Genomic DNA, 23,083 nt, shown 5'->3' with positions numbered 1-23,083 from the left:
TTTTGATAACCTTTATTTTTCATTACTTTCTAATTCTTCAATCATCATCGACAGTTCTGTCCAACGATCCATCGCTTGTTCTAATTCTTCAGCGACGGCTTTTTGCTTGTCCATCAGCTCTTGAATTTTCCCAAAATCACTGCCAGCCTCTGCAATGCTGGCTTCGAGCTGTTGGTGTTTGTCCTCTAAAGCTTGTATCCGATCTTCAATCCCATCCCATTCAAGCTGGTCCTTATAGGATAGTTTTTTCCTCTTTTTCGGTGCAGCTTCTACTTGTTTTTCAGCTGGTTTTGTCTCTGTCCGCTTCTGTTCTTTTTCTTGCTCCATGTAATCGCTGTAAGCACCTTGGAAGTGTGAAATACGTCCATTTCCTTCAAACACAAGCAGACGATGGACGACTCGGTCTAAGAAATAACGATCATGCGACACGGTGATGACTACGCCTGGGAACTGCTCCAAATAATCCTCTAAAATGCTCAGTGTCTCTGTATCCAAGTCGTTCGTCGGCTCATCTAAAAAGAGAACATTCGGCTCTTCCATCAAAACCTTCAATAAATACAATCTGCGGCGCTCTCCCCCTGACAGCTTGCGGATAAACGTGCGCTGCATGGATCTAGGGAATAAAAATCGCTCCAACATCTGCTCTGCTGTCACAATGACGCCATCTGCCGTTTTGACAATTTCAGCTGTTTCTTTAATGTAATCAATGATATTCAGCTCTTCATTCATTTCGTTATGGTCCTGCGTGTAATAGCCAATGCGGACTGTTTGTCCAATGGTCAATTGTCCGTTCGTCGGTTCTATTTTACCCGCTAGGCAATTGAGTAAAGTTGTTTTGCCCACTCCATTCGGTCCGATAAATCCGATGCGATCACCTGGCACGACTAAATCGCTGAACTGATCCACAAGGGTTTGACCAGCAAATGTGATGCTGATCTCTTCTGCCTCAATCACTTGTTTTCCAAGCCGGTGAGAACCGATCGCAAAATCAAGCTCTCCCTTTGCATCAGGTCCCTTTTGATCCTTCAGCTCTTCCACTCTGCCGATACGTGCTTTTTGCTTTGTCGTTCGAGCCTTTGCCCCTCTTCTCAACCATGCAAGCTCACGTCTAAGCAAATTTTGACGTTTCGTTTCTTTTACTTGAGCTTCTGCTTCTCGTTCCGCTCTTTTTTCTAAAAAGACTTCATAATTTCCTTTATATGTGTAAAGCTGCCCCTGATTTAATTCATAAATCCGATTGGCGACACGGTTTAAGAAATAACGATCATGGGTGACAAGAATGACAGCCCCACTGTATTGACTCAAATATCCTTCAAGCCATTCAATGGTTGCGTTGTCTAGATGGTTTGTCGGCTCATCTAAAATCAGCAAACCTGCAGGCTGAATTAAATTTTTGGCGATCGCCACACGCTTTTTCTGTCCGCCTGATAACGCATGAACAGATCGGCTCACATCTTTGACGCCAAGCTTTGTCAAAATCGTTTTCGCCGAAAGGTTCGCATCCCATGCGTCGTCCTGATCCATTTTATTTTGCATACGCATAAGCGCTTCTTGTTTTGCCTCGTTTTGTGGATCATGCTCTAAATCAGCCAGCGCCTTTTCATAGGCTTTCATTGTTTGAATCATTGGTGCTGTTCCTGAAAAAATATAGTCGAGAATCGTTTCATCCCCGCTCATTTCAGGATCTTGCTCGAGAAATTCGATATCAAGTGTCCCTGCCTTTGTGATGTCGCCTTCCTCAAATGATTCAAGTCCTGCAATGACTTTTAAAAGCGTTGACTTCCCTGTTCCATTCGGTCCAATTAACCCGATGCGTTCCTTTGGTTCTATATGAAAAGAGATATGATCAAACAGCGTTTTTTCGCCATAGGTTTTATATAATCCTTCTACATTCAATAAACTCATTTTATCAGCCCTTACATAGATTCTTCCTTTATTTTAAATCAGCCAGTAGCAGAAAACTAGTTTTAAAAAAAACCGCTGCTGAAAAGAATGTTTCCTTTTGATGCTCGATACACTATGAAGAGGTGATCTAAAGATGATAACCATTAGTTTATGTATGATTGTGAAAAATGAAGAGGAGGTTTTGGCTGACTGCCTGTCTTCTGTTCAAGACATTGTAGATGAGATGATCATTGTTGATACAGGATCAACGGATCAAACAAAGGACATTGCTCACTCCTTTTCAGCGAAGGTGCTCGACTTTGAATGGGTCCAGCATTTTGCAAAAGCACGCAATTTCGCTTTTTCCCATGCGACAAAAGAGTATATCTTATGGCTGGATGCCGACGATGTCCTACTTGAAGAGGACCGGCAAAAACTGCTTCAGCTCAAACAGACGCTAGATCCCGCAGTAGATGCCGTCTCGATGTTTTACCACGTTGGATTTAGTGAGGACGGTCAGGTGAATTTTAAATATAGAAGAAATCGGCTCGTCAAGCGTGCCTTGAACTTTCAGTGGTATGGGGCCGTTCATGAATTCCTTCAAGTGTATGGCAACATTTTTCCCGCTGATATCGCCGTCACCCATCAAAAGCGTAAGAAAACAACCGCCGGAGAGCCCGGACGCAATCTGCGCATTTATGAAAACATGCTTGCAAAAGGCGAAGAGATGACACCTCGTGATCTCTTTTACTTCGCCAATGAATTACGAGATAACAAGCAGCATGTGAAGGCGATTCGCTTTTATCACAAATTTTTAGCCACAAAACAATGCTGGATTGAGGATGAAATTCGCACATGCCAAAATTTAGCTGACTGCTATTATGCAGTCGGATTTGAGGAAGCCGCCTTATCCTCCTTACTGCGATCCTTCTTATATGATCAGCCCCGTCCAGAATTTTGCTGCCGGATTGGGGATCATTTCAAAGCACAAAATAAACACAAAGCAGCGATCTATTGGTATGAGCAGGCACTGAAAGCGCCTGAAATCGAAACAGCCTTTACACTGACACAATATAAAACATGGTATCCTCACCTTCAGCTTTGCTATTGTTATTATCAGCTCGGTGATTTGGCTCAAGCGAAAACCCATCATCTTGCATCCTCAGCCCATTACCCAACACATCCGAGTGTGCTGTACAATGAAAAAATATTTGCTGAAGAAACGTAAATCTCCTGTTATCACATCCGCCTGTCAATGACGGCGGATGTCTTTTAATACACATTAGACTTTTGTGACATTTAATACTTTAGTGATTTAAAGCGTTTTTCAACCAATTGACTAAATTGTCATTTACGCATATACTAACATTCGTCTTACGAAAAGATTTATCCATTAGGAGGTCAACATGAGTTCTTTATTTAGAAAAAAGTCTCTCGATCAGCTCATGCTTGAAAGTCAAACGAAGCGGCTGAGCCGTTCTTTGAATACATTTGATTTAATCTTGCTTGGCATTGGCTGTGTGGTCGGGACTGGAATTTTTGTGATAACGGGGGTTGCGGCTGCGAAAGATGCGGGACCTGCGATTATTATATCTTTTATTTTGGCTGCGATCGCATGCGCCCTTGCTGCTTTTTGCTACGCTGAATTTTCCTCGTCCATTCCAGTGTCAGGAAGTGTCTATACGTATTCTTACGCAACACTTGGAGAATTCCTCGCCTTTTTAATGGGCTGGGATTTAATGCTTGAATATGTTGTTGCGCTCTCTGCTGTGGCAAGCGGATGGTCATCCTATTTTCAATCACTGCTCAGTGGATTTGGTCTGCACATACCGAAGGCTTTATCGGCTGCACCCGGAGCCGCTGATGGGGCCATCTTTAACCTGCCAGGCGCACTCATTATTTTACTCATTACCTTTATTGTCTCAAGAGGCGTAAAAGAGAGCACGAAGCTGAATAACATCATTGTGCTCATCAAAATTGCCATTGTCCTCCTCTTTATCATTTCAGGCTTTGCTTACGTTAAACCTGAAAATTGGACACCTTTTATGCCAATGGGCTTCCATGGCGTGATTGCAGGAGCGGCAACTGTCTTTTTTGCTTACCTTGGATTTGATGCAATCGCTAATGCATCAGAAGAAGTCAAAAACCCGCAAAAAGCGATGCCAATCGGAATTATTGGCGCGCTCGGTGTTTGTACAATTTTATACATCGGGGTGTCCTTTGTCTTAACCGGCATGGTTCACTATACGAAACTGAATGTCAGTGACCCTGTCGCTTTTGCTTTACAAGTGGTTGGACTGAATAGTGTCGCTGGTATTATATCGGCAGGTGCTATTATTGGGATTACGACCGTGTTAATTGCACTTGTCTACGCTCAGGTTCGTTTAACCTTTGCCATGAGCCGAGATGGACTCATGCCAAAAATCTTTTCAAACGTTCATCCAAAATCGAAGACACCGGTTGCCAACACTTGGCTGACAGGCGCTGTTGCGGCATGTATCGTTGGTTTCGTCAACTTATCAACACTTGCTAATTTAGTCAGCATCGGTACACTTGCGGCCTTTACGGTGATCTCGATCGCTGTGATCATACTCCGGAAAAAACATCCGAATATGAAAACAGCGTTTAAAGTACCCTTTGTTCCTGTTCTTCCCATCATTAGTGCGGTCATTTGTATGATCTTGGCTGCCACACTGAAATGGGAGACATGGCGAGCCTTCCTCATCTGGGTAGCCATTGGTGTCGTTGTGTATTTTACCTACGCAAGACGCAAAAGCCATCTGAATCAAACACAATAGAAAAGAGACACGGGGAATCCCGGTCTCTTTTTTGTTTAAATCACACTGTTTTTCACTGAATTCGAGTCCACCATATCTGGATCGAGTACGCTTGAAATCGGAATGACAAGCGGTGAACAATCTCCATTGTCCTCACCAAAACCTTGGTTCAATTTCATCGAGAGAAAATAATCGATCTGCTGATAAGGTCCTAGCGTCAGTGATGCCCCCCGATCCATTGCATTGATTTTAAAAGCACCGACATTGACGACTGAGGGTGAGAATAACATCACACATCACTTCCTTGGAATAGGTTTAGCTGCTGGCGAAAAAGAGGCAGGTGAGTCCACTTGATCTCGATCATCTACATGGCTCTTTGTTCCGACAAAACCGCTAGCATCTCCAAAATTCTGTCCGTACCCCTGATTTTTTTTATCTGAGTTTTGCCACTCTGCTAACAAATTTTGTCCGACATTCACCGCCGACGCATTTTCAAAGGAATTAATTTTTAACATGAAAATATTAATATTGATATACGGAGTTGGTTGAACCACAGATAAACCTCCTTTTTATAGGTATATGCGAGCACCCATCAAGTATGTTAACAGGAGGTCTTCACATGGACTTCGAAAAAATGAAGCAGTGGATGGACATTGCCCAGCAAATGCATGGAGATGATTTTTGGAAAATGATATTCGATGATGAGCAAAGATCTCCCTTTATGGCAAATGGTCCGTCTCCATTTACATTCTCGCAGCAAGATCAGCGAGGAACAGATGCATCGTTTCCACCAGTCGACATTGTGGAAACCCCTACTGAATTTCAGTACTTAATTTATCTGCCTGGCTACCGGAAGGAAGATGTTCAGGTGCTGTCATATGGTGAATATTTAGTTGTAAAAGGACAGCGTTTTTCCTTTTTTAACGAACAGGATTTTCGCCAAAAACAAGGAAAGTATGGTCCGTTTGAAAGAAAAATTCGGCTCCCAGATATGATTCTTGGTCAAATGAATGCGGCCTTTAAAGACGGCGTACTATACATTCGCTTGCAAAAGGATGAAGGAAAAGCAACTGCGATAATCATAGATGACGAATATTGATACTGACTGCGTCTATTAGATCACGATCATCAATCGTTTCAATCGGCAAGATCGTGATCACGCCATCGGCATTTTGTTCACCAAAACCATTGTTTCTTTTGATCGTCGAGCAGTGATTTCGTACGATCGTCGAACCGAATGTCATCGAGGACCCTGTACCAATCGTATTCGTCTTCATATGGGTAATCTGAATGCGTGTAGGCAGCATGCACTTCTCCCCTTTCATGTATCTCTATAAGTATATACTTGGTAGCTTTTCCATAGACTAGAGCAAGGCGAAAGAAAAGGTTGTGGTCCACTTGAAACATTTCATTCAATCACTCTTTAAAAAAACTGAATCCAGTCCATCCCCATCTGTCGTCGAGCTGGAAAAAAGACTCACCGCTCTTGAGCAGAAAATGTCTGCACCTGCTCCGCCTGTCTCGGAGGATACGCACATTCACATTGAATCACTGCATGTGGACAAAATTGACTACCATTTAGAGTTTGGTGAGCTTTCCATTGATCAGCTTAAAGGCAGACTCAACATTGGAGCCACCTATTACACGCCAAAGGACCCGCACCTCAAAAAGGCAGCTTCAGTACCGAAGCCAAAAGAAACAAAAACACCAAAAGTCTCCATTCGATCAAAGTCTTCATCTCAGCACGACCGGCAGCCAGAAATAAACCGCAAGCACAATCGCTACAATACTGATCACATTTAGCCAAAAACCAGCCTTGACCATATCAGATATTTTCAGCACATCTGCACTAAAGACAGCCGCATTTGGCGGTGTGGAAATTGGCAACATAAACGCACATGAGGAAGCTAACGCAGCCGCAGCCATTAAGCCGTACGGCTCCATGCCAATTGCAAGTCCAAGCCCTACTGTAATTGGAATGATCATGTTCGCAACTGCTGTATTAGACATAATTTCGGTCATAAATAAAATTGAAGCCGTTAAAATAATCAGCAGCATGAGGTAAGACAGCCCATTTAAATGCTGTAAATTTTCCCCGATCCATCCTGTTAGATTCGTTTCCGCAAATCCTGTAGCGAGCGAAAGCCCGCCTCCAAACAAAAGCAAAAGCCCCCATGGCAACTGCTTCATATCCTGCCATTCTAGTATTCTCTCTCCATTTGTCGCTGGAATGAGAAATAACAGCATCGCCCCAAAAATTGCGATCGACGTATCCGAGACAGGAAGCCCGCCAAACAAAAAGATCTTAAAGATCCATAAAAAAGCCGTCATAAGAAAAATAGCAAAAACCCATTTTTCTTCTTGTTTCATTTTGCCTAAATCCTCTAAACCCTTCCGTATAAACGCTGCTCCCATTTCCCCTGTGTGCTCTACCTTGAACTGTATCTTGGTCAAATACAGAAATAAGAGAATAAGCAGAACAGCCGCCACCGGAAAACCAAACAAAAACCATTCAAAAAACATAATTTCTCGATCTAACAGCTTTTTTGACATCGCCGCAAAAACAGCATTTGGTACAGACCCAACGAGTGTCGCCAGTCCGCCAATAGAGGCTGAATAAGCGACCGATAATAGGATGCTTTTACTGAATCGGTCAAGAGATGCACCTGACAAAATATCGTTCGCCTTCACCTCTTTAATCACAGCCAGTGCCACAGGCAGCATCATCAGTGCTGTGGCTGCATTTGAAATCCACATAGATAAAAAGGCCGTTGCTATCATAACCCCTAATACAATGCGGTCACTTCTTGTGCCAATGATGTTTAAAATATGTAAAGCCATTCTTCTATGTAAATTCCATTTTTCAATAGCAATGGCAATCATAAATCCGCCCATGTACATAAAAACAATCGGGTCTCCATAAGCTCTTGATGTTTGCTCCATCGATAGCCCGCCAAGTGTTGGCAAAAGGATGATGGGCAATAAAGAGGTCGCCGGTATAGGCAAAGCTTCTGTGACCCACCATGTCGCAGTCCATGCTGTAATGCCAAGTACCACTCTCGCTGCATAGGTCAATTCACTTTCTGGAATGAGCAAAAAAATAAGCAAAAAGAAGATTGGTCCAAGAACAAGTCCAGTTAGATTCACTTTTTTATAAACGATCACAATTCCTCCTTCATGAAAACGCTTTTAATTTTTTCTAATTTTTCACATTCGATGATCACATAAAAAATCCTTTAAATCATAAGAAAAAATGAAGATATCCTTAAACAGCAGTTGTGTCTTAATTCATATTTCCACTTCATGTCTTGGTCTATTTTCATAGGAGAAACTATACAAATCCTACACAGTAACTGTAAACTATAGAGGATCTAATCAAAAATTGAGGTGTTTTCATTGTATACAGATCAACGAAAATCATTTTGGAAACAGAAAAAAGTCATCATTCCCTTTCTTAGCATCATCGCGATTGCTGCTGCTCTCTTTTTCTTAAAAGATTCGCTTTTCTCAAAAGAAAAAGAGGCGCTGAAAGCCGCTGAATCCTTTACGAAATATCTGGAGAAAAAAGAATTCACGAAACTGGCAGATGAGGTCACAAGTGGCTCTCTGAAAGCCAATGACTTTTCTAAAAAACAACTTGCCGAAAAATACGATAAGATCTTTAGCGGCATTGGTGCAAGTGATCTAAACGTCTCAAACGTCAACGTAGAAAAACAGGACAAAGGAAATGGGTATCAATTCACCTATGAAGTCACGATGAAAACGTCACTTGGAAAGCTGAACAAACTCTCTTACAAGGGCGTTCTCTCCGAAGAGGATAACGAGTGGAAAGTAGACTGGAAACCAAATCTCATCTTCCCGCAAATGGAAAAGGGTGACACCATCAAAGTGACGACGGATCCTGCGGTACGCGGAAATATTGTAGATCGAAAAGGGCGCACGTTAGCCGAAACAACTGGTGGACACGCACTTGGCATCATCCCTGGAAAGCTCGGGACAGGTACGGAAAAAGAAAGCAACATCAAAAAAATCAGTAGCGCTTTTGATATAGATGAAGAGCTGATTCAAAATCAGCTGAAACAAGCATGGGTCACAGATGACACATTTGTCCCGCTAAAGTCTATGTTAGAGCAAAAGCCGATTCCAAAAGACATAAATGGCGTCACCTATCAAACGAAGGAAATGCGCTACTATCCATATAACGAAGCCGCTGCTCATCTGACAGGCTATGTGGGAAAAGCAAATGCGGATGATATCAAAAGAAATCCAGCTTTAAAGGCGGATCAAATCATCGGCAAAACCGGCCTTGAATTCACATTTGATAAGAACTTAAGAGGACAAGATGGCGGAAGCATCCTCATTATCCATGATGAAACAGGTATTGAAGAAACATTACAAAAAACAGACCGAAAAGACGGAAAAACAGTCAAGCTGACCATTGATGCATCTTTACAGAAAAAAGCCTATCAACAGCTGAAAGGTGAAAAAGGGGCTGTCACCATTATGAACCCATCATCAGGTGATTTATTAGCGCTTGTTAGCACCCCTTCTTACGATGTCAATTTAATGACCAACGGGATCACGCCTAAACAATATCAAGCATACAGTGAAAATCCTGATCTCCCATTCCAAGCTCGATATGCGAGCAGATATGCACCAGGATCTACATTCAAAACCATTACAGCAGCGATTGGACTGGAAACAGGTGTCACAAAACCTAATAAAGTGCGCACCATTCATGGACTGAAATGGCAGAAGGATCAATCTTGGGGAAATTATCGCATTACACGGGTACATGACAAAGAACAAGTCAATATGGTCGATGCCCTCGTGTACTCAGATAATATTTATTTTGGACAGGAAGCCCTTGAAATCGGCAAAGATACTTACGAGAAAAAAGTGAAAACATTTGGATTTGGTGATGATTTAAACATGCCGTTTACAATGAAACCGGCACAAGTGTCTAACGACGGAATCAAATCAGACATCTTACTTGCCGACTCAGCATATGGCCAAGGAGAATTACTCATGTCACCAATTGAACAAGTACATGCCTATTCTCCATTTGCAACAGGAGGAAAGCTTGTGTACCCTCGAGTCATTCAGGATGAAAAAACAGCATCACCAAAACAGATCATCAAAGAAGATACAGCAAATACGGTGAAGGACGCACTCACTCAAGTCGTCACTAATTCAAACGGAACCGCTCACTCGTTGCAAATAAAAGGGGCTGATATAGCCGCTAAAACGGGAACAGCGGAACTAAAGAGCAAACAAGGTGCGACAGACGGTACTGAAAATGGATTTTTACTTGCGTTTAATCCTAAAAAAGAAGATTACGTCCTCGTCGGCATGATTGAAGGTGTGAAAAACCGTGGAGGCAGTGGACTTGTCATTCAAAAAATGAAGCCTGTCATCGCTTCTTTCTATAAATAACCCTTTAGAGACACACGCTCCATCAAGCGCATGTGTCTCTTTTTTTCTAAATCATGACAATTTGCTATTGTTTTATAGTTCACCTTATGAATAAAATGAGGAGAATGAAAAAAGAAACAAGTTGAATGAAAGGAGGAAGTCTCATTGGCTCTTGCTGCTCAAACAAAGAATAAACCTCAAAAAGCGGTCACCGGTTCAACGGTTTATCCTATTTTATTGATTATTGGTATTTGCCATATGCTCAACGACACATTGCAAGCCGTGATTCCTGCCATGTTCCCTATTTTAGAACGCTCAATGGGGCTGACCTTTACTCAATTAGGGCTGATCGCCTTTACATTAAATATGGTCTCCTCTGTCATGCAGCCTGCGATCGGGTGGTACACAGATAAACGGCCGATGCCCTATGCACTGCCTATCGCATTATTTTCAAGTGCTGTCGGCATTCTCGGCCTTGCGTTTGCGCCGTCATTTGCGACCATCCTACTGTGCGTCGTCTTTATTGGACTCGGCTCTGCGATTTTCCATCCAGAGGGCTCACGGGTTGCCAACATGGCAGCTGGTCCTAGACGCGGTCTTGCTCAATCCATCTATCAAGTCGGTGGAAATACAGGTCAAGCCTTTGCACCATTAATTGCTGCATTCATGCTCGTCCCGCTCGGTCAGCCTGGAGTCGCTTGGTTTACGATCGTTGGAATGGTGGCTGTCGGTTTCCTTCTCTATATTTCGAGATGGTACGCAAGAAAGCTTCAAACCATTCGAGCACAAGCGAAAAAAGCGCCTGCAAAAGCGGCAAGATCTGAACTTCACCGCAAGTCAGCGCTCACAGCACTTGGCATTATCGTCTTTCTTATTTTCGCGCGTTCTTGGTATGGAAATGCGATCTCGAATTTCTATGCGTTTTATGCGATTGAACAATATGGTCTGACGATTAAAGAATCACAAACTTATATTTTCTTATTTCTTATATTAGGTGCGATTGGGACATTTTTAGGCGGACCGCTTGCAGACCGCTTTGGCAAGAAAACCGTGATTTTAATTTCCTTATTGGCATCCTTTCCGCTTGCCCTACTTCTCCCATTTGCCGGACCGGTTGTTGCTTATGTTTTACTTGGACTTATTGGGATCATTCTGACTTCAAGCTTCTCTGTCACAGTAGTCTATGCCCAAGAACTATTTCCCGGGAAAATTGGCACAATGTCTGGTTTAACTGTTGGGCTTGCGTTTGGTATGGGAGCGATCGGCTCCGTTGCCCTCGGCTCATTAATTGATGCAGTCGGTTTAACGTCTACCATGATCGGTGTCGCCTTTTTACCGATATTAGGTATCCTAGCCTTCTTACTGCCAAGCGATCAGACCATAGCGAAATGGAATGAATCATAAAAGGTAAAAACCGCTCATTTACTGAGCGGTTTTTTTCATATCTCATAAAAATGTGTGTCGGGAACATGTTTCTTCGCAATAAATCCTTGCTGAAAATCAGGAAAGATTTCCTGCACCTGTTTGATTTTTTTGTGAACCAAATCCGCATACGGAATATACAAGTGATTCACCAGCTTTTGTTCTGTCATATAGTAATACCAATTCAGATTAAAGTTCTTTTCATCAATGATCGTAAAGGCAGAAAAATGATAGAACAGCAGTGGACATTCGTCGAGATACATATCTCCTTTCACAACGGAGAGCTTATAGTTTTCAATATTCCAAATCGCTGCATTGGCACCTTTAGATGCCACCACATGGACACCCTCAAAATCATCGACCCATCTTTCAACATACCGCTGATCACCATATGTCTTTTTTTCCGTATCCATTTCTACTGTACAGTGCGCAATGCAGTTCTCTTTCCACTGCGTCACAGCCCGTTTGGCCACATCTGTGTTTCGACAGCCTACAAAGCCAGTATTAAAACGTCCGGATAATTCATAAAAGTGATAGAATCGCTTGGAATTCATATGATCTGTCAAAAATACATGAGCGAGTGGATTTTCTGCAAATATCGCCTCTGGATCATGATAAAAATACAAATCCGTATCCAAATGAGCGAGATAATCTGCATCAGAGGACTCAAGAATTTTGAGTAGAAACGCAGGCTTAAGCGTCCAGCAATACTCGTGGAACGTACGATCCGCCTTTGCTTTTCGCAGCGAATCATCTTCCACATCTTCAAGCTGTTCATATTGGACATGTGGATGAGGAAACTGACTTAACACCTTGTAAGCCAAAGGATCAGCACATAAGACAGAAAGTTTGTATGATTGAGCCGTCTGCTCAAGTGAATGAATCAGCGCCAGTAGCTTAAATACATGGGTATTGGACACAATGGTTGTGAAATGATAGGATGCCATCTACAACACATCCACTTGGAACAAGTCAACATGCAGCAGCTCTTTTGTGAGCCCTTGAATAGCTTCTGCCAGCACCGTGCATCCATGTTCCTGCTTGGCACGTTGGACCGCCTCTGACAGCTTTTTCAAAGGGAAATGCTTTGCCGTCAGCACGTCCTTTTGATCACGTTTAATGCCCACATTCCGCTCTGTGATCATATGAAGCAGCTCCAAAAAATAAGCGAGCAGATCATCATATGCTTCATTCTTACGCAGCTGGCGAATGTCTTTCACGATATCATTTGTCACGGTATGAGAAAATGGTCCAGAGAAAGCCAGATGAACATCAATCGAATCAATATTGTTGTACTTCTCGCACATATACAAAATGTTATATTTGATGTCATCGAATGACGTTAAATTACTTGGATGTTCCTGATGCACACTTAAAATATCCTCACGCAGCTCAAATGAGAGGCCAAGCTGATGCAGACGAATGCCTAAATCATAATCCTCAAACCCGTATCGAACGATTTTTTCATCAAACATCCCTAGTTCCATGACATGCTTTCGCTTGACGGAAGAGTTATTTGTGATAAAAAATCGCCACGGCAATTGATAAGAACTTAAATCATAGTCGTACGTGTTTAAAATGTCTTTCAGAATATCAATAAATTCGGACTGCAAGTCGAAGCTTCTCTCTAGAAATGCTCCGTTTTTTATTTCCTCCATCGACACAAGAGACGTTTTGTCTTTCATTTTCCGCTGATACAGCCCTTGTTTTTTTAATCGCTTCACATGATCTTTATCAAAACCGGTGTAAAAATAACGGTAGATTCGCTTCCAGCATACACCGCAAATGACACGGTCCTCATGATCAGCATGTGCCTCTGCGTGCTTTTGAATAAATTGGGGCTCTGCCAGCATATCGCTGTCATGGAATATTAAGAGGTCTCCCTCTGCCTCACGAATGGCATGATTGCGCCCCTTGGCAATTCCTTGATTGACAGGAATACGCACCTTTTTGAATGGAAAGTTCACCTCAATGTTTTCGAGCATTTCCATCGTGCCGTCCGTTGACCCATTATCAGCAACAATGACCTCAAATGGAATATCGGTTTCCTGAAGCGTTAAGGAAAAGAGGCTCCCTTCTAAACGCTCTTTCGCATTATAACTCGGAATAATGACGCTGACCTTCGGCTTTTCATTCATGCGCCATCCTCCTCCAGTTTGGCATAGCCGTTAAACATCGGATTGACTTGTTCTACCGATTCAATCACATGACGCAGCACTTCCCGATAGGCCTCTTGGAAAAATGGCAAATCATCTCTTCCTTTTTCATGGATTTGCTGCATGTCATCTTTGCTTAAGATCCGAAAACCACTGAAATGATAGCAAATGAGTGGGCTTCCATCCTCAAGCAAAATACGTCCATTCTCTTCCTGATAAGAATGCTGGCCATAATTCCAGTGACCAATATTCACACCCTTTGTTTGAATATCTTCTACTTTTTCAAACAGCACCGGCATATGATCCAAATACCCTTGATCCCCAAATTTCCCTTCTCCAGGCGCATTTTTGCATTCTTTTAGACATTCTTCTTTCCACCAGCTCAGGCACTTCCGGCCGGCTTCATCTCCTTTAAAATGCAGGAATCCTGAATTATAGCGCCCTAAAAGTTTCTGAAGCATCTTCACTTCCTCTGGATCAAAGCTTGGAATGACAATATCCCCTCTTGATAGAAGCACAGAGGCATCAGGCTGGTTTTGAAAAATCACTTGTGGACGCTCATAAAAGAACAAATCCGCATCTAGATACGTCACTTCCTCCGCCTGGTCCTGCTTAAATAGCCACTCAATCCAAATCGGTTTTAATGTCCAGCAATATTCCGAATCATTTCGTTCCTTTTTGATCTCTAGAAGCTCAGGCGTTTCAAGCTCACGCACATGAACAAGATCGACATGTGGGAAATTCATTTGATGAAGCAAATCAAATGCAGCATCATCCATACATAACGTCTTGATGACAGCATCATCTTCTACTTGCTTCAACGATAAGAAAAACGCAATGGCTTGATAAAGTCTTCCACTTGATAGAACCGTACAATATATGCTGTTCATCTGTATACACCTCTATTTTTGAAAGAATTCGCGATACCATTCAATTGTCTTTTCTAACCCTTCATCAATGGAGTAATCAGGCTTCCAATCAAGCAGCTTTCTCGCCTTTTCTGCTGATAAATATTGATGCTTAATCTCATGCGTTCCTTGATTCAAAATACGAGGTTTTAGTTCACTGCCCATCGCCTTTAAGATTTTATCAACGAGCTCAAGCACGGTCAGCTGAATTTCATTACTAAAGTTAAATGCTTCTCCTGCAAGCCCTTTTTCCTCCATTTTTTCAGCTAGCAGTAAATAAGCCTTGACCGCATCTTCAATATAGAAATAATCACGGATAAAGGTTCCGTCACTTCTAATTTCTGGCGCCTTTCCCTCTAACACAAGCTGGATGGTTTGCGGAATGATTCGGTTAAAATTCAAATCCCCGCCTCCATATAAATTACCGCAGCGCGTAATACAAACCGGAAGACCATATGTGTTGTAGTACGTGTGAGAAATTAAATCTGCACAGCTTTTTGACACATCATATGGATGCTTGCCGTTAAGCGGCATGTCTTCATCATAAGGAAGCTGCTCTTGATCCCCGTATGCTTTATCACTCGATGCCACAATCACTCGTTTGATAAGCGGCTGCCTTCTGCATGCCTCCAGCACATTCCATGTTCCTAAAATATTGGCTTCAAATGTAGAGACCGGGTGACGATTTGCGACCCCAACAATCGCTTGGGCGGCCAAATGAAAGACCGTATCAATCTCATATTCTCCTAACGCACGTTCTATCGTTTGCATGTCCTCAAGTGCGCCTTGGACGACATTCATCTTTTCAAATTGACTGCCTTGATATAAGTTCGATCTTGGCACCTGATCACGTACAAGCCCTGTTACGTTTGCTCCTTGATCTATCAATTCCTTGACGAGGTAACTCCCTAACAATCCCGTACACCCAGTCACAAATACGTTTTTCCCATTCCAAAATCCGCTCATGCTGTCACCAAACCTTCCATGGTTGTTTTCCTTCAGTCCACATGCCGTTGATTTCTTTCAAGTTTTTATACGTATCAATTGCTGTCCAAAATCCGTGGTGCTCATAAACTGCTAGCTCTCCATCATTCGCCAAGTTCTGAAGAGGCTCTGCTTCAAAGACGCACTGATCATCATCTGTTAAATAATCAAAAACCTTTGGAGACAACACAAAAAATCCTCCATTGATCATCCCGATACTGTCTGTCTTCTCAGAGAAGGATTGTGCCATCCCGTTATACACCTTCAGCGTGCCGTACTGTGATGTCTTTTCAATTCCTGTGACAGTGGCAGCTGCTCCAAGCTCTTGATGGCGCTTGAGCAAATGAAACATATTGATATTGGCAAGTCCGTCACCGTACGTCATCATAAATGTCTCATCACCAATATAATCCTGTACCTGCTTTAGCCGCCCGCCTGTCATCGTATTCTCACCTGTATCTAAAAAGGTGATTTTCCAATTCTCCGAATTCCCTAAAAGCTTCATTTCCCCTGTCGACATATCCAGCTGCATGCTGTGATGCCGCCAGTCGTAGTTGAGAAAATACTCTTTGATTTTCTCTCCTTTATATCCAAGCAATAAGATAAACTCGTCTACACCGTAATACTGATAGATTTTCATAATATGCCATAGAATAGGCCGGTCTCCGATCATAGCAAGTGGTTTAGGAAGCGCTTGTGTGACCTCACTCATTCTCGTTCCCTTTCCTCCGCAGAGAATGACTGCTTTCATCTTCTCCCCTCATCTCTCTATGAAAATTTTTGATTGAAAACCCTATCTTCATGCGGAAAATCAGTACATGTACCCTTATACTTTGTCCGACATCAGGTTTTGAATCTACTCTATTCATATGTCGGAATAAGAGAGGGTGCCACCTAGCATTTAACTATTTTTACAAACAAAAAAGAGCGAGATTTGCATTCTCGCTCTTTCAAAGTTTAAATTGTATATTTTCAGGGTAGATGGTATGATAAACATGTGCATATACAGCACAAACAGCCTCTTTCGATAAAGAGACTACTAGATTGAATGAACTCAAGTGGCAGCTTGCTTCATTCTTAATATGAATCACGGAGGTGAATTCCCATGGCACAAAATGTACTTTGTGAAGTGAACTCTTGCCGTTTTTGGGCTGACAACAGCTGTACAGCCTCTACAATTAAAATTGGTAAAAGCACAATGACTGACGTGACTCGCAATGCTGAAACGGATTGCGAAACATTTGAAACAAAATAATACATGATTTTCTGAGATGAAGGAACTGGCAGGTTCCTTCTTTTCTTTTATCATTCTATCAAGAATGATAATTATTATCAAGCGTTTTTCACGAAACATTTCTCGGGAAATAATGACACGATATTTCTCCATTCGTTGACGATTTTCACTCCTTTTTCTATACTCAACATATCCGAAGAAGAAAAAGTGGTGACCAATCAGTGGATTTTACGATACGATTTCTATCATTCTATGTGGTTGAAATAGAAGGCAAAGAGGAACAAGCAAATAAACGGTTTAAACATTACCAAACATTAAACCAAGAGGAATTTGATCAAAGTGAGCTGAAGGACTTTCTAGACGGTGAGCTGAAAAAAATCGTCAAACGAAAAGTGGACAGACACCCTAAGTCTGAGCAAGTACCGACTAAAATCGGCCGATTTATTGTCGAACCCGGCCATGAACTCGATTCAAATCCAAACTACAATTTATTTCATCAGACGAGATTTGCAGATACAAAAGAAGTATTTAACGAATGCAGTGAACAATTTGTTCGCACCTATTTAGATACAAGTGCTGTAAGAGGCGGCGTGTTTTTGGTTGCATCTGCGGTTCCTAAAAAATATTTCGATGACTCTTTTGTCTTTATCATGAAATGCGATTTTGAACAGAAAGTTGCTTCTATTGCTGATACATCTACCTTGATCAAAAAAGTAGAAATGGCGATTACAACAAAAAACATGAAATCGATTCAATACCCGTTTATGCCAGAAGAGGGCATGACTGAGGAAGCTGAAGTGAAAATTCATCAATCCTCACACGCTCGTTATTTTGAAGACTTTCTGAAATTCGTCGAATACGGGGAATCGATGCCTGAAATCATGAAATCACAGGTCATGAATATGGTGCAGGAACATGTATTTGAAACATTTCAGGATGAAAGTGAAGAATTAAAACAATTTGAAGAGGACCTTGAAATATGGGAAGCAAGTGAAAAACGGGAGATTCGGGAAACACTCGATACAGAACAGGTCACGCTAGCGGCTTCTCATATTGTTGAACAAACCCCTGATATCACGATGAAGATGCGTCTAGGCGAAACAGAAATTAAAGGACTTTTAGCCGACTTCGGCCACTCGATTCATATCGCAAAGGTCAACAATCGATATGTCGTGCTCGTTGAAGCAGATCAAATTGTATTTGAAAAAGGAAGCACACCTGTTGAATTCCATAAACCCAATGGCTTGAAAGAGGTCGTCAGCCAACTCACGCAAAAAGCCTATGATTCAGACTTAGAATAAGGAATATGACTGCCTCCTGCGATCAGCTGCATGAGGCAGTTTTTTATATAACGTTTTATTTTTACACTGCACTAGAAGAAACATGCTGCCCGCTTCTTATCCACATGCTGACGAGCATTAAACTTATGATAAGCATCAGCCAAAAGACGCTGTTTGTTCCGAAAAACTGGATCAACGTATACCCACACAAAGGTCCTAAAGCAGCCCCCATATCTTGAACAAAAGAATAGCTGGCGAGAAAGCGGTTCTTATCTGTTTGAGCAGAAGCTTTTTGAAAGGCAAGTGTATCGGTGAATGTTGTGACAATTGTTGCCATTAGTTGAATCAAAAGCAGCATCAATAGGAACCAGCCGCTTACCTTCAGCATGATCACAAGAAAACTGAGCCCTCCAAATGAAAGAAACATCCAGCATAACATTCGTTCCTTCATCACAAGACGATCAAACCATTTGCCCGTTCTCGGTGCGAGAAATGGTTCCCATCCCCACCTGAGCGCTTGAATAACACCGCTTAAAGCCGAAGCTCCGATAACAAAGCCAAACAGAGTCAATTCATCTTGGTCAATCTTTGCTTCAATGACATGACTCAGCGTGGATGCGAATAAACCTTGGATGATCAGTGCGATCAGCATGCCTGTTATCAGTACTTTTACCACATCTCGTGTCAACCACTTCTGTTTGATGCCATGATACACCTGCGTGCCTTCTCTCTTTTCAATTTCATCCAACGATACATAAAAAATGCAGCCCATTAATGTGAGTAAGCCAAAGACAAGCGTCATGGACTGAAAACCGATCAAGCTGGCAAGGATTCCACCAAATAACATGCCAAATAAACTGCCAAGCCGGTAAAGCCCATTATAAAGACCCGTCAAATGTCCTTGTGAGCCTTCGTCCATTTCAGCCAAGACCCTCATCCCACTCATACGGAGTAACGTCCAAGCGAGACCCCATGCACAGCGGCAAATCAATAGCAGCCAAAACCCACTCATACCATATAATATCGTGGTCACTGACGCGATCAAAATTGCGATCAGTACACCGGTCTTCATTGGAATATATCGATAAAGCCACCATACGACAGGTGCTAGCGGGATACGAATGAATCGGTTGATAGACAGCAGTAACCCCACCTCCCAAATGGATGATAAACCAATCTCTTTCCAATAGACCGGGAGAACAATATAAAGCATTGAATCCCCAATAAGGGCAAATGCTGTGATGAGCGCAATTGACACCACTTGCTTTTGACGACGATCCATTTTTTCTTCCCCCTTCGCTACCTTTACGATAAGGGATACCTTATAATAAATCTAATGAATGTTTTTGATTGAATCATCAAAATAATTGATAGGCGGTGCAAAGATGAATTTACATGCCCTCCGTATTTTTGCAAAGGTAGCCGAAACAAAAAGTGTCACACAAACGGCAGACGTGCTGTCTTTGACGCAGCCGGCTGTGACGGCACAATTACGAAGCATTGAACGAGAGATCGGCTTTCGTCTTTTCAAACGAAACGGCCGGGGAATTACCCTGACGGAGATGGGAAAGATCCTGTATCCATATGCCCGGCAAGTATTCGAAGCGGAAAAAGAAGTAGAATATCAGATCACCCTTCTGCAAAACGGAAAAAAAGGAAGACTCAGAATTGCTTCTACCTATGTACCACTTAACTTTTTGCTGCCTGATTGGCTTGCCTCTTTTAAAACAGCATCGCCACAGACAGACATTGAATTAAAAAGCGGAAACTCCGCTCAAGTGATCGAAAGCCTGCTTCAATATCAATCAGATGTGGCGATCGCCGTAATTGAAGATCTGCACCACGAAGATCTTCACACCTCTCACTTAACTGATTTAAGTTATGACTTTATCGTGCCTGTGGATCACCCGTTAAATGGACTAACCGTCCCCCTAGAACGCCTAAGCCATGAACCCTTTTTAATGCGAGAAGAAGGCAGTTCGACGAGAGACAAGCTTTTTTCCCTTTTTACCGCTAAAGGAATTAAAAAACCGACCGTTGATTTACAATTCAGTGGTGTCCACGAAGCCATTCAAATGATCAAAGCTGGCTATGGCATCACCCTTGTTCCTCGTGACGCTGTTCAGCGCAGCTTAGAACGTGGAGAGATTGGGCGCGTGTATATCGAAGGAATTGACATTATCAGACCTGTTGTGGTCTGCAAACGGGCGAATGACCTTGAGGAAAATAGGACGGTGAATGCTTTTCTGCAAATGAAAGACATCGGACCCTTTATAGCACCTGACTCCAATTAAAAAAGTGCCTGCTTCAGCAACAGGCACTTTTTCTATTCGGATGGCTGAACAAGATCAAATGGGACCGCTTTTGAGGCTTTTACTAGTTGTTCTGGGATGATGAGTATTTCATTTCCCCATTCTCCCGCTCCAACGCCTAATATCTCTTCTTCTAATAGCGATGCTTCGATAATCGTGCGGAACCCTTCAGGCTGCCAGCAAAATGGCGGAATCGAGCCAATCCGATAGCCCGTCACTTCAAGCACTGTGTCTGGTGAAGCCATTTTGATATTACGAGAGCCAGCGGCTTTCTTTAGTTTCCCTGATTTGATGTGCTGGTCAGCACCCACCATTACAAGCAGCTGCTCGCCTTCCCCTGTTTCAAAGATCAATGTTTTGATCATTTGTCTTTCTCTAAAACCAAGAGCAGCCGCTACATTCGCTGCGCCCTTCTCTGTGTCGGCAGAAAATGTTTTGATGTCATACGGGATGCCATGCTTGTCCAAAAAGTCATGAGCTGGTAATTTTTTCAATGGATTGAACCCCTTTCCTTACGATGTTCTTTCATTTAGCTTATCACAATCCTCTCATCCTTAAGATGTATTTTTCAATGGAAAACCTCTGAACACTTCGCCAACATGCTATACTGAACTTGTTTTTGAAAAGGAGTCGGTTGGATATGGGAAATAAGTTTTGGTGTTATACAGGCAGTAAAAGCCTTCTCATGCTAAGTGATATTCTATTTTTGATGACAGTCACATTGGTTATTTATCAAGATACACAATCTGTCGCTTATGCGGCTGTATTTCCGCTCATAAGAACACTATGTCAGCTATTGGCTGGGCTCCTCTCTCCTGTTTTGACAGAACTCTTTCAAGCCAAGCGTCTATTGAAATGGGTCCCTCTTTTACGTATTGGAATGCTCGTCGTATTCACGACCCAATTTGATTTCTTTCAGCAGCACCTGATCTGGCTGTTTAGTGCATTCGTTTTGATTTCCATCACAGGCGGGTTCATCAGCCCTTTATTACAGGCCATCATGCCGATGCTTGTATCAGCAAATCAGCTTGTGAAAGCGAACAGTACAGCCTCCGTTTTTTATCAATCTGTTCAAATCGCCGGCTATTCGTTTACTGGAATGCTCGTCCTGTTGATTGGTCCATCTTATTTAATGTGGGCCTCTTGTTTCATGATTGTGTTGTCCTATCTATTGATCATCCCTGTTTTTTCTCTACTCAAGCAAGAAGACACGGTTCAAAAAGAAAATAAGATGAACGGGTTCAAAGATGGCTGGAAGATCATTTGGACAAACAAAACGGTTCGCATCCTGACTTTCATGGATGTTAGTGAAAATATTGCAGGTGCTTTGTGGGTCGGACCAGTTACGCTTGCCTTTGTCACACTTGTTTTAAATGAAGGTGCGGAATGGTGGGGATATATCAATGCCGCATATTATATAGGTGCCATTATAGGCGGACTCATGGCCGCATGGCTAAGTCAGTTTATTCAAAAACAACTTCTCCTCTTTATGGCAGCGGGCTCTTTTATTTATGCAGTGCTGACGATCCTATTTTCGCTAAACAGCCTGCCATGGCTTGCATTGCTGCTTTGTATTTTAATGGGGCCTGCCTATCAAATCCGAGATGTCTCTCAGCAAACCATTCTTCAAACGGAAACGCCAGTCCATGAGTTATCAAAGGTATATTCGGCTCAATACGTTCTCTCTTCTATGTCTGTCAGTTTATCTATTTTCTTTGTTGGATTAATTGCGGATACATTCGGAGCGAGATTTGTGTATTTGTTAGGCGGACTGTTTGTACTCATCTGTTCCGGGATTGCCATCACCACTTTCATGATGCAGAAAAAAAGAGCCACTGTTTAAGGCAGCGACTCTTTTACTTTTCTTTTAACATCGCAAACATGTCACGCGCCATTGCTTCTAGGATATACACAACGGGTGTCTGTGTGGTGATGTTGGCTCTATGGACTCGTTCGTCTGTGACGTAATAAGCAATATTTAAGTCAGAAATACGAGAAATTGTACAGTGCTGATTGTTTGTAATACTAATGATCGTGCTGCCTTCTCTTTTTAGTTTCGAAATATGATCAATCGTAATACTGTTCTCTCCCGATACCGACAGCACAATGGTGACACTATTGTCTAAATACTGCATATTCATCGGGAAAAACGGATCATTGATGTAAAATGAAAATTTCTCAAGACTTGAAAAGTACCTCGCCCCATACTGCGCCAAAATACCAGAACTGCCCGTCCCGATAAATAGCACATTTTTTGCATCCGCAATGAGTTTGGCGGCCTCTTTGATCTTCTCCTCAAAATCTCCTTTAAGTGTCCGTTCGATAAATTCATACAAGAAATGCTGCGTGCTTTTCAAAGAAGGTGTTTGTTCTGCTTCTAAATACATTTTGAGCTTCACCTTAAATTCTGAAAATCCTTCACAATTCACTTTTCGACAAAAGCGAAGGACAGATGAGGTCGATATATGTGCGGCATCTGCCAAATCACGAATTCTCATATAGACGACTTTTTCACTGTTTTCCATAATGTATCGGTATAGAGCGCTTTCTAGTTCATTAAAGCTGGAAATGACCTCACTTGAAAACATCTGACTTCCCCTTTCTCCAACAACATGACACAACACGTTTCTTTTATGTAACAAATCTCTAAATAGGGCACCCTTGCCTAAAGACGCTGAAACCGTTTACGCACAAGGTACTCTCACGATAAG

General features: G+C 42.3%; 23 protein-coding genes. 10 read left to right on the top strand and 13 right to left on the bottom strand.

Annotated elements, in window-relative coordinates; genetic code table 11:
• Nucleotides 1–12: 12 nt before the first annotated feature.
• The gene (locus NST09_RS03690; RefSeq protein ID WP_041506629.1) at nucleotides 13–1,905 is read right to left on the bottom strand and encodes an ABC-F family ATP-binding cassette domain-containing protein; all 1,893 of its coding nucleotides are present in this window, start codon (nucleotides 1,903–1,905) and stop codon (nucleotides 13–15) included.
• A gap of 133 nt (nucleotides 1,906–2,038) precedes the next feature.
• Between NST09_RS03690 and NST09_RS03685 the strand changes: the two genes are divergently transcribed.
• Nucleotides 2,039–3,112: a glycosyltransferase family 2 protein gene (locus NST09_RS03685; RefSeq protein WP_017366794.1), complete on the top strand. Its 1,074-nt coding sequence runs from the start codon at nucleotides 2,039–2,041 to the stop codon at nucleotides 3,110–3,112.
• A gap of 178 nt (nucleotides 3,113–3,290) precedes the next feature.
• Nucleotides 3,291–4,682 (top strand): amino acid permease, encoded by a 1,392-nt coding sequence (locus tag NST09_RS03680; RefSeq protein ID WP_008344176.1) that lies wholly within the window; start codon nucleotides 3,291–3,293, stop codon nucleotides 4,680–4,682.
• Nucleotides 4,683–4,717: 35 nt separating this feature from the next.
• Here the strand turns inward: NST09_RS03680 and NST09_RS03675 are convergent, their stop codons facing one another.
• Both NST09_RS03675 and NST09_RS03670 read right to left on the bottom strand, forming a co-directional pair.
• On the bottom strand, nucleotides 4,718–4,951 hold the full coding sequence (locus NST09_RS03675) for a hypothetical protein (protein WP_008344178.1): 234 nt from the start codon (nucleotides 4,949–4,951) through the stop codon (nucleotides 4,718–4,720).
• A 6-nt stretch (nucleotides 4,952–4,957) separates the two neighbouring features.
• The gene (locus tag NST09_RS03670) at nucleotides 4,958–5,215 is read right to left on the bottom strand and encodes a hypothetical protein (protein ID WP_008344180.1); all 258 of its coding nucleotides are present in this window, start codon (nucleotides 5,213–5,215) and stop codon (nucleotides 4,958–4,960) included.
• 65 nt (nucleotides 5,216–5,280) lie between these two features.
• On the opposite strand from NST09_RS03670, the gene NST09_RS03665 reads away from it, so the two are divergent.
• Nucleotides 5,281–5,760, top strand: a complete 480-nt coding sequence (locus tag NST09_RS03665) for an Hsp20/alpha crystallin family protein (RefSeq protein ID WP_008344182.1) — start codon at nucleotides 5,281–5,283, stop codon at nucleotides 5,758–5,760.
• Here the strand turns inward: NST09_RS03665 and NST09_RS03660 are convergent.
• A complete protein-coding gene (locus NST09_RS03660) occupies nucleotides 5,741–5,968 on the bottom strand; it encodes a hypothetical protein (protein ID WP_017360415.1) in 228 nt (75 codons plus the stop codon). The two genes, NST09_RS03665 and NST09_RS03660, sit on opposite strands and share 20 nt — an antisense overlap.
• A gap of 91 nt (nucleotides 5,969–6,059) precedes the next feature.
• On the opposite strand from NST09_RS03660, the gene NST09_RS03655 reads away from it, so the two are divergent.
• Nucleotides 6,060–6,464, top strand: coding sequence for a hypothetical protein (locus NST09_RS03655; protein ID WP_057078346.1), 405 nt, complete (start codon nucleotides 6,060–6,062; stop codon nucleotides 6,462–6,464).
• On the opposite strand, the gene NST09_RS03650 is transcribed toward NST09_RS03655, so the two are convergent.
• A complete protein-coding gene (locus NST09_RS03650; protein WP_035391394.1) occupies nucleotides 6,396–7,826 on the bottom strand; it encodes a DASS family sodium-coupled anion symporter in 1,431 nt (476 codons plus the stop codon). The two genes, NST09_RS03655 and NST09_RS03650, sit on opposite strands and share 69 nt — an antisense overlap.
• A 231-nt stretch (nucleotides 7,827–8,057) precedes the next feature.
• On the opposite strand from NST09_RS03650, the gene NST09_RS03645 reads away from it, so the two are divergent.
• Together NST09_RS03645 and NST09_RS03640 are read left to right on the top strand one after the other, a co-directional pair.
• Entirely contained in the window at nucleotides 8,058–10,097 is a 2,040-nt protein-coding gene (locus tag NST09_RS03645) for a penicillin-binding transpeptidase domain-containing protein (RefSeq protein WP_342493360.1), read from the top strand.
• A gap of 144 nt (nucleotides 10,098–10,241) precedes the next feature.
• On the top strand, nucleotides 10,242–11,480 hold the full coding sequence (locus NST09_RS03640; protein ID WP_342493359.1) for an MFS transporter: 1,239 nt from the start codon (nucleotides 10,242–10,244) through the stop codon (nucleotides 11,478–11,480).
• A gap of 35 nt (nucleotides 11,481–11,515) precedes the next feature.
• Here the strand turns inward: NST09_RS03640 and NST09_RS03635 are convergent, their stop codons facing one another.
• Genes NST09_RS03635 through rfbF form a run of 5 tightly spaced genes read right to left on the bottom strand, consistent with a single transcriptional unit; the run spans nucleotide 11,516 to nucleotide 16,297 of the window.
• A complete protein-coding gene (locus tag NST09_RS03635; RefSeq protein WP_019743932.1) occupies nucleotides 11,516–12,445 on the bottom strand; it encodes a putative nucleotide-diphospho-sugar transferase in 930 nt (309 codons plus the stop codon).
• The gene (locus NST09_RS03630; protein ID WP_236810277.1) at nucleotides 12,446–13,636 is read right to left on the bottom strand and encodes a glycosyltransferase family 2 protein; all 1,191 of its coding nucleotides are present in this window, start codon (nucleotides 13,634–13,636) and stop codon (nucleotides 12,446–12,448) included. It lies immediately after the preceding gene.
• Nucleotides 13,633–14,544, bottom strand: a complete 912-nt coding sequence (locus tag NST09_RS03625) for a putative nucleotide-diphospho-sugar transferase (RefSeq protein WP_076822813.1) — start codon at nucleotides 14,542–14,544, stop codon at nucleotides 13,633–13,635. The genes NST09_RS03630 and NST09_RS03625 overlap by 4 nt, the downstream gene beginning before the upstream one ends.
• A 12-nt stretch (nucleotides 14,545–14,556) precedes the next feature.
• Nucleotides 14,557–15,528 (bottom strand): GDP-mannose 4,6-dehydratase, encoded by a 972-nt coding sequence (locus tag NST09_RS03620; protein WP_025092661.1) that lies wholly within the window; start codon nucleotides 15,526–15,528, stop codon nucleotides 14,557–14,559.
• Nucleotides 15,529–15,532: 4 nt separating this feature from the next.
• Complete coding sequence (rfbF, locus tag NST09_RS03615) at nucleotides 15,533–16,297, bottom strand: glucose-1-phosphate cytidylyltransferase (RefSeq protein ID WP_017360424.1); 765 nt, start codon at nucleotides 16,295–16,297, stop codon at nucleotides 15,533–15,535.
• A 354-nt stretch (nucleotides 16,298–16,651) separates the two neighbouring features.
• Between rfbF and NST09_RS03610 the strand changes: the two genes are divergently transcribed.
• Nucleotides 16,652–16,801, top strand: coding sequence for a DUF1540 domain-containing protein (locus tag NST09_RS03610; RefSeq protein ID WP_008344201.1), 150 nt, complete (start codon nucleotides 16,652–16,654; stop codon nucleotides 16,799–16,801).
• Nucleotides 16,802–17,001: 200 nt separating this feature from the next.
• The gene (locus NST09_RS03605; RefSeq protein ID WP_342493358.1) at nucleotides 17,002–18,081 is read left to right on the top strand and encodes a DUF3900 domain-containing protein; all 1,080 of its coding nucleotides are present in this window, start codon (nucleotides 17,002–17,004) and stop codon (nucleotides 18,079–18,081) included.
• Nucleotides 18,082–18,142: 61 nt separating this feature from the next.
• Here the strand turns inward: NST09_RS03605 and NST09_RS03600 are convergent, their stop codons facing one another.
• Nucleotides 18,143–19,342 (bottom strand): MFS transporter, encoded by a 1,200-nt coding sequence (locus tag NST09_RS03600; RefSeq protein WP_268439770.1) that lies wholly within the window; start codon nucleotides 19,340–19,342, stop codon nucleotides 18,143–18,145.
• Nucleotides 19,343–19,445: 103 nt separating this feature from the next.
• Between NST09_RS03600 and NST09_RS03595 the strand changes: the two genes are divergently transcribed.
• Nucleotides 19,446–20,354 carry a LysR family transcriptional regulator gene (locus NST09_RS03595; RefSeq protein ID WP_342493357.1) on the top strand — a complete coding sequence of 303 codons (909 nt, stop codon included), beginning with the start codon at nucleotides 19,446–19,448 and terminating at the stop codon, nucleotides 20,352–20,354.
• A gap of 32 nt (nucleotides 20,355–20,386) precedes the next feature.
• Here NST09_RS03595 and NST09_RS03590 read toward each other — a convergent pair whose 3' ends face one another.
• The gene (locus NST09_RS03590; RefSeq protein ID WP_282917046.1) at nucleotides 20,387–20,866 is read right to left on the bottom strand and encodes a YbaK/EbsC family protein; all 480 of its coding nucleotides are present in this window, start codon (nucleotides 20,864–20,866) and stop codon (nucleotides 20,387–20,389) included.
• 146 nt (nucleotides 20,867–21,012) lie between these two features.
• Here NST09_RS03590 and NST09_RS03585 point away from each other — a divergent pair, with 146 nt between their 5' ends.
• Nucleotides 21,013–22,215: an MFS transporter gene (locus NST09_RS03585; RefSeq protein WP_144626162.1), complete on the top strand. Its 1,203-nt coding sequence runs from the start codon at nucleotides 21,013–21,015 to the stop codon at nucleotides 22,213–22,215.
• A gap of 13 nt (nucleotides 22,216–22,228) precedes the next feature.
• On the opposite strand, the gene NST09_RS03580 is transcribed toward NST09_RS03585, so the two are convergent.
• A complete protein-coding gene (locus NST09_RS03580) occupies nucleotides 22,229–22,960 on the bottom strand; it encodes a MurR/RpiR family transcriptional regulator (protein WP_017366780.1) in 732 nt (243 codons plus the stop codon).
• Nucleotides 22,961–23,083: the final 123 nt, after the last annotated feature.

Origin of the sequence: Bacillus sp. FSL W7-1346, from assembly GCF_038593335.1 — a bacterium.
GTDB classification, from domain to species: domain Bacteria; phylum Bacillota; class Bacilli; order Bacillales; family Bacillaceae; genus Bacillus; species Bacillus altitudinis.
This window is presented reverse-complemented; position numbering and strand designations above follow the sequence as displayed.

Coding starts and splice junctions, on each gene's coding strand:
- NST09_RS03635 (WP_019743932.1), bottom strand. CDS start 12,445: ATGGCATCCTATCATTTCACAACCATTGTGTCCAATACCCATGTATTT.
- NST09_RS03620 (WP_025092661.1), bottom strand. CDS start 15,528: ATGAGCGGATTTTGGAATGGGAAAAACGTATTTGTGACTGGGTGTACG.
- NST09_RS03625 (WP_076822813.1), bottom strand. CDS start 14,544: ATGAACAGCATATATTGTACGGTTCTATCAAGTGGAAGACTTTATCAA.
- NST09_RS03580 (WP_017366780.1), bottom strand. CDS start 22,960: ATGTTTTCAAGTGAGGTCATTTCCAGCTTTAATGAACTAGAAAGCGCT.
- NST09_RS03665 (WP_008344182.1), top strand. CDS start 5,281: ATGGACTTCGAAAAAATGAAGCAGTGGATGGACATTGCCCAGCAAATG.
- rfbF (WP_017360424.1), bottom strand. CDS start 16,297: ATGAAAGCAGTCATTCTCTGCGGAGGAAAGGGAACGAGAATGAGTGAG.
- NST09_RS03690 (WP_041506629.1), bottom strand. CDS start 1,905: ATGAGTTTATTGAATGTAGAAGGATTATATAAAACCTATGGCGAAAAA.
- NST09_RS03685 (WP_017366794.1), top strand. CDS start 2,039: ATGATAACCATTAGTTTATGTATGATTGTGAAAAATGAAGAGGAGGTT.
- NST09_RS03585 (WP_144626162.1), top strand. CDS start 21,013: ATGGGAAATAAGTTTTGGTGTTATACAGGCAGTAAAAGCCTTCTCATG.
- NST09_RS03610 (WP_008344201.1), top strand. CDS start 16,652: ATGGCACAAAATGTACTTTGTGAAGTGAACTCTTGCCGTTTTTGGGCT.
- NST09_RS03680 (WP_008344176.1), top strand. CDS start 3,291: ATGAGTTCTTTATTTAGAAAAAAGTCTCTCGATCAGCTCATGCTTGAA.
- NST09_RS03630 (WP_236810277.1), bottom strand. CDS start 13,636: ATGAATGAAAAGCCGAAGGTCAGCGTCATTATTCCGAGTTATAATGCG.
- NST09_RS03600 (WP_268439770.1), bottom strand. CDS start 19,342: ATGGATCGTCGTCAAAAGCAAGTGGTGTCAATTGCGCTCATCACAGCA.
- NST09_RS03595 (WP_342493357.1), top strand. CDS start 19,446: ATGAATTTACATGCCCTCCGTATTTTTGCAAAGGTAGCCGAAACAAAA.
- NST09_RS03660 (WP_017360415.1), bottom strand. CDS start 5,968: ATGCTGCCTACACGCATTCAGATTACCCATATGAAGACGAATACGATT.
- NST09_RS03675 (WP_008344178.1), bottom strand. CDS start 4,951: ATGTTATTCTCACCCTCAGTCGTCAATGTCGGTGCTTTTAAAATCAAT.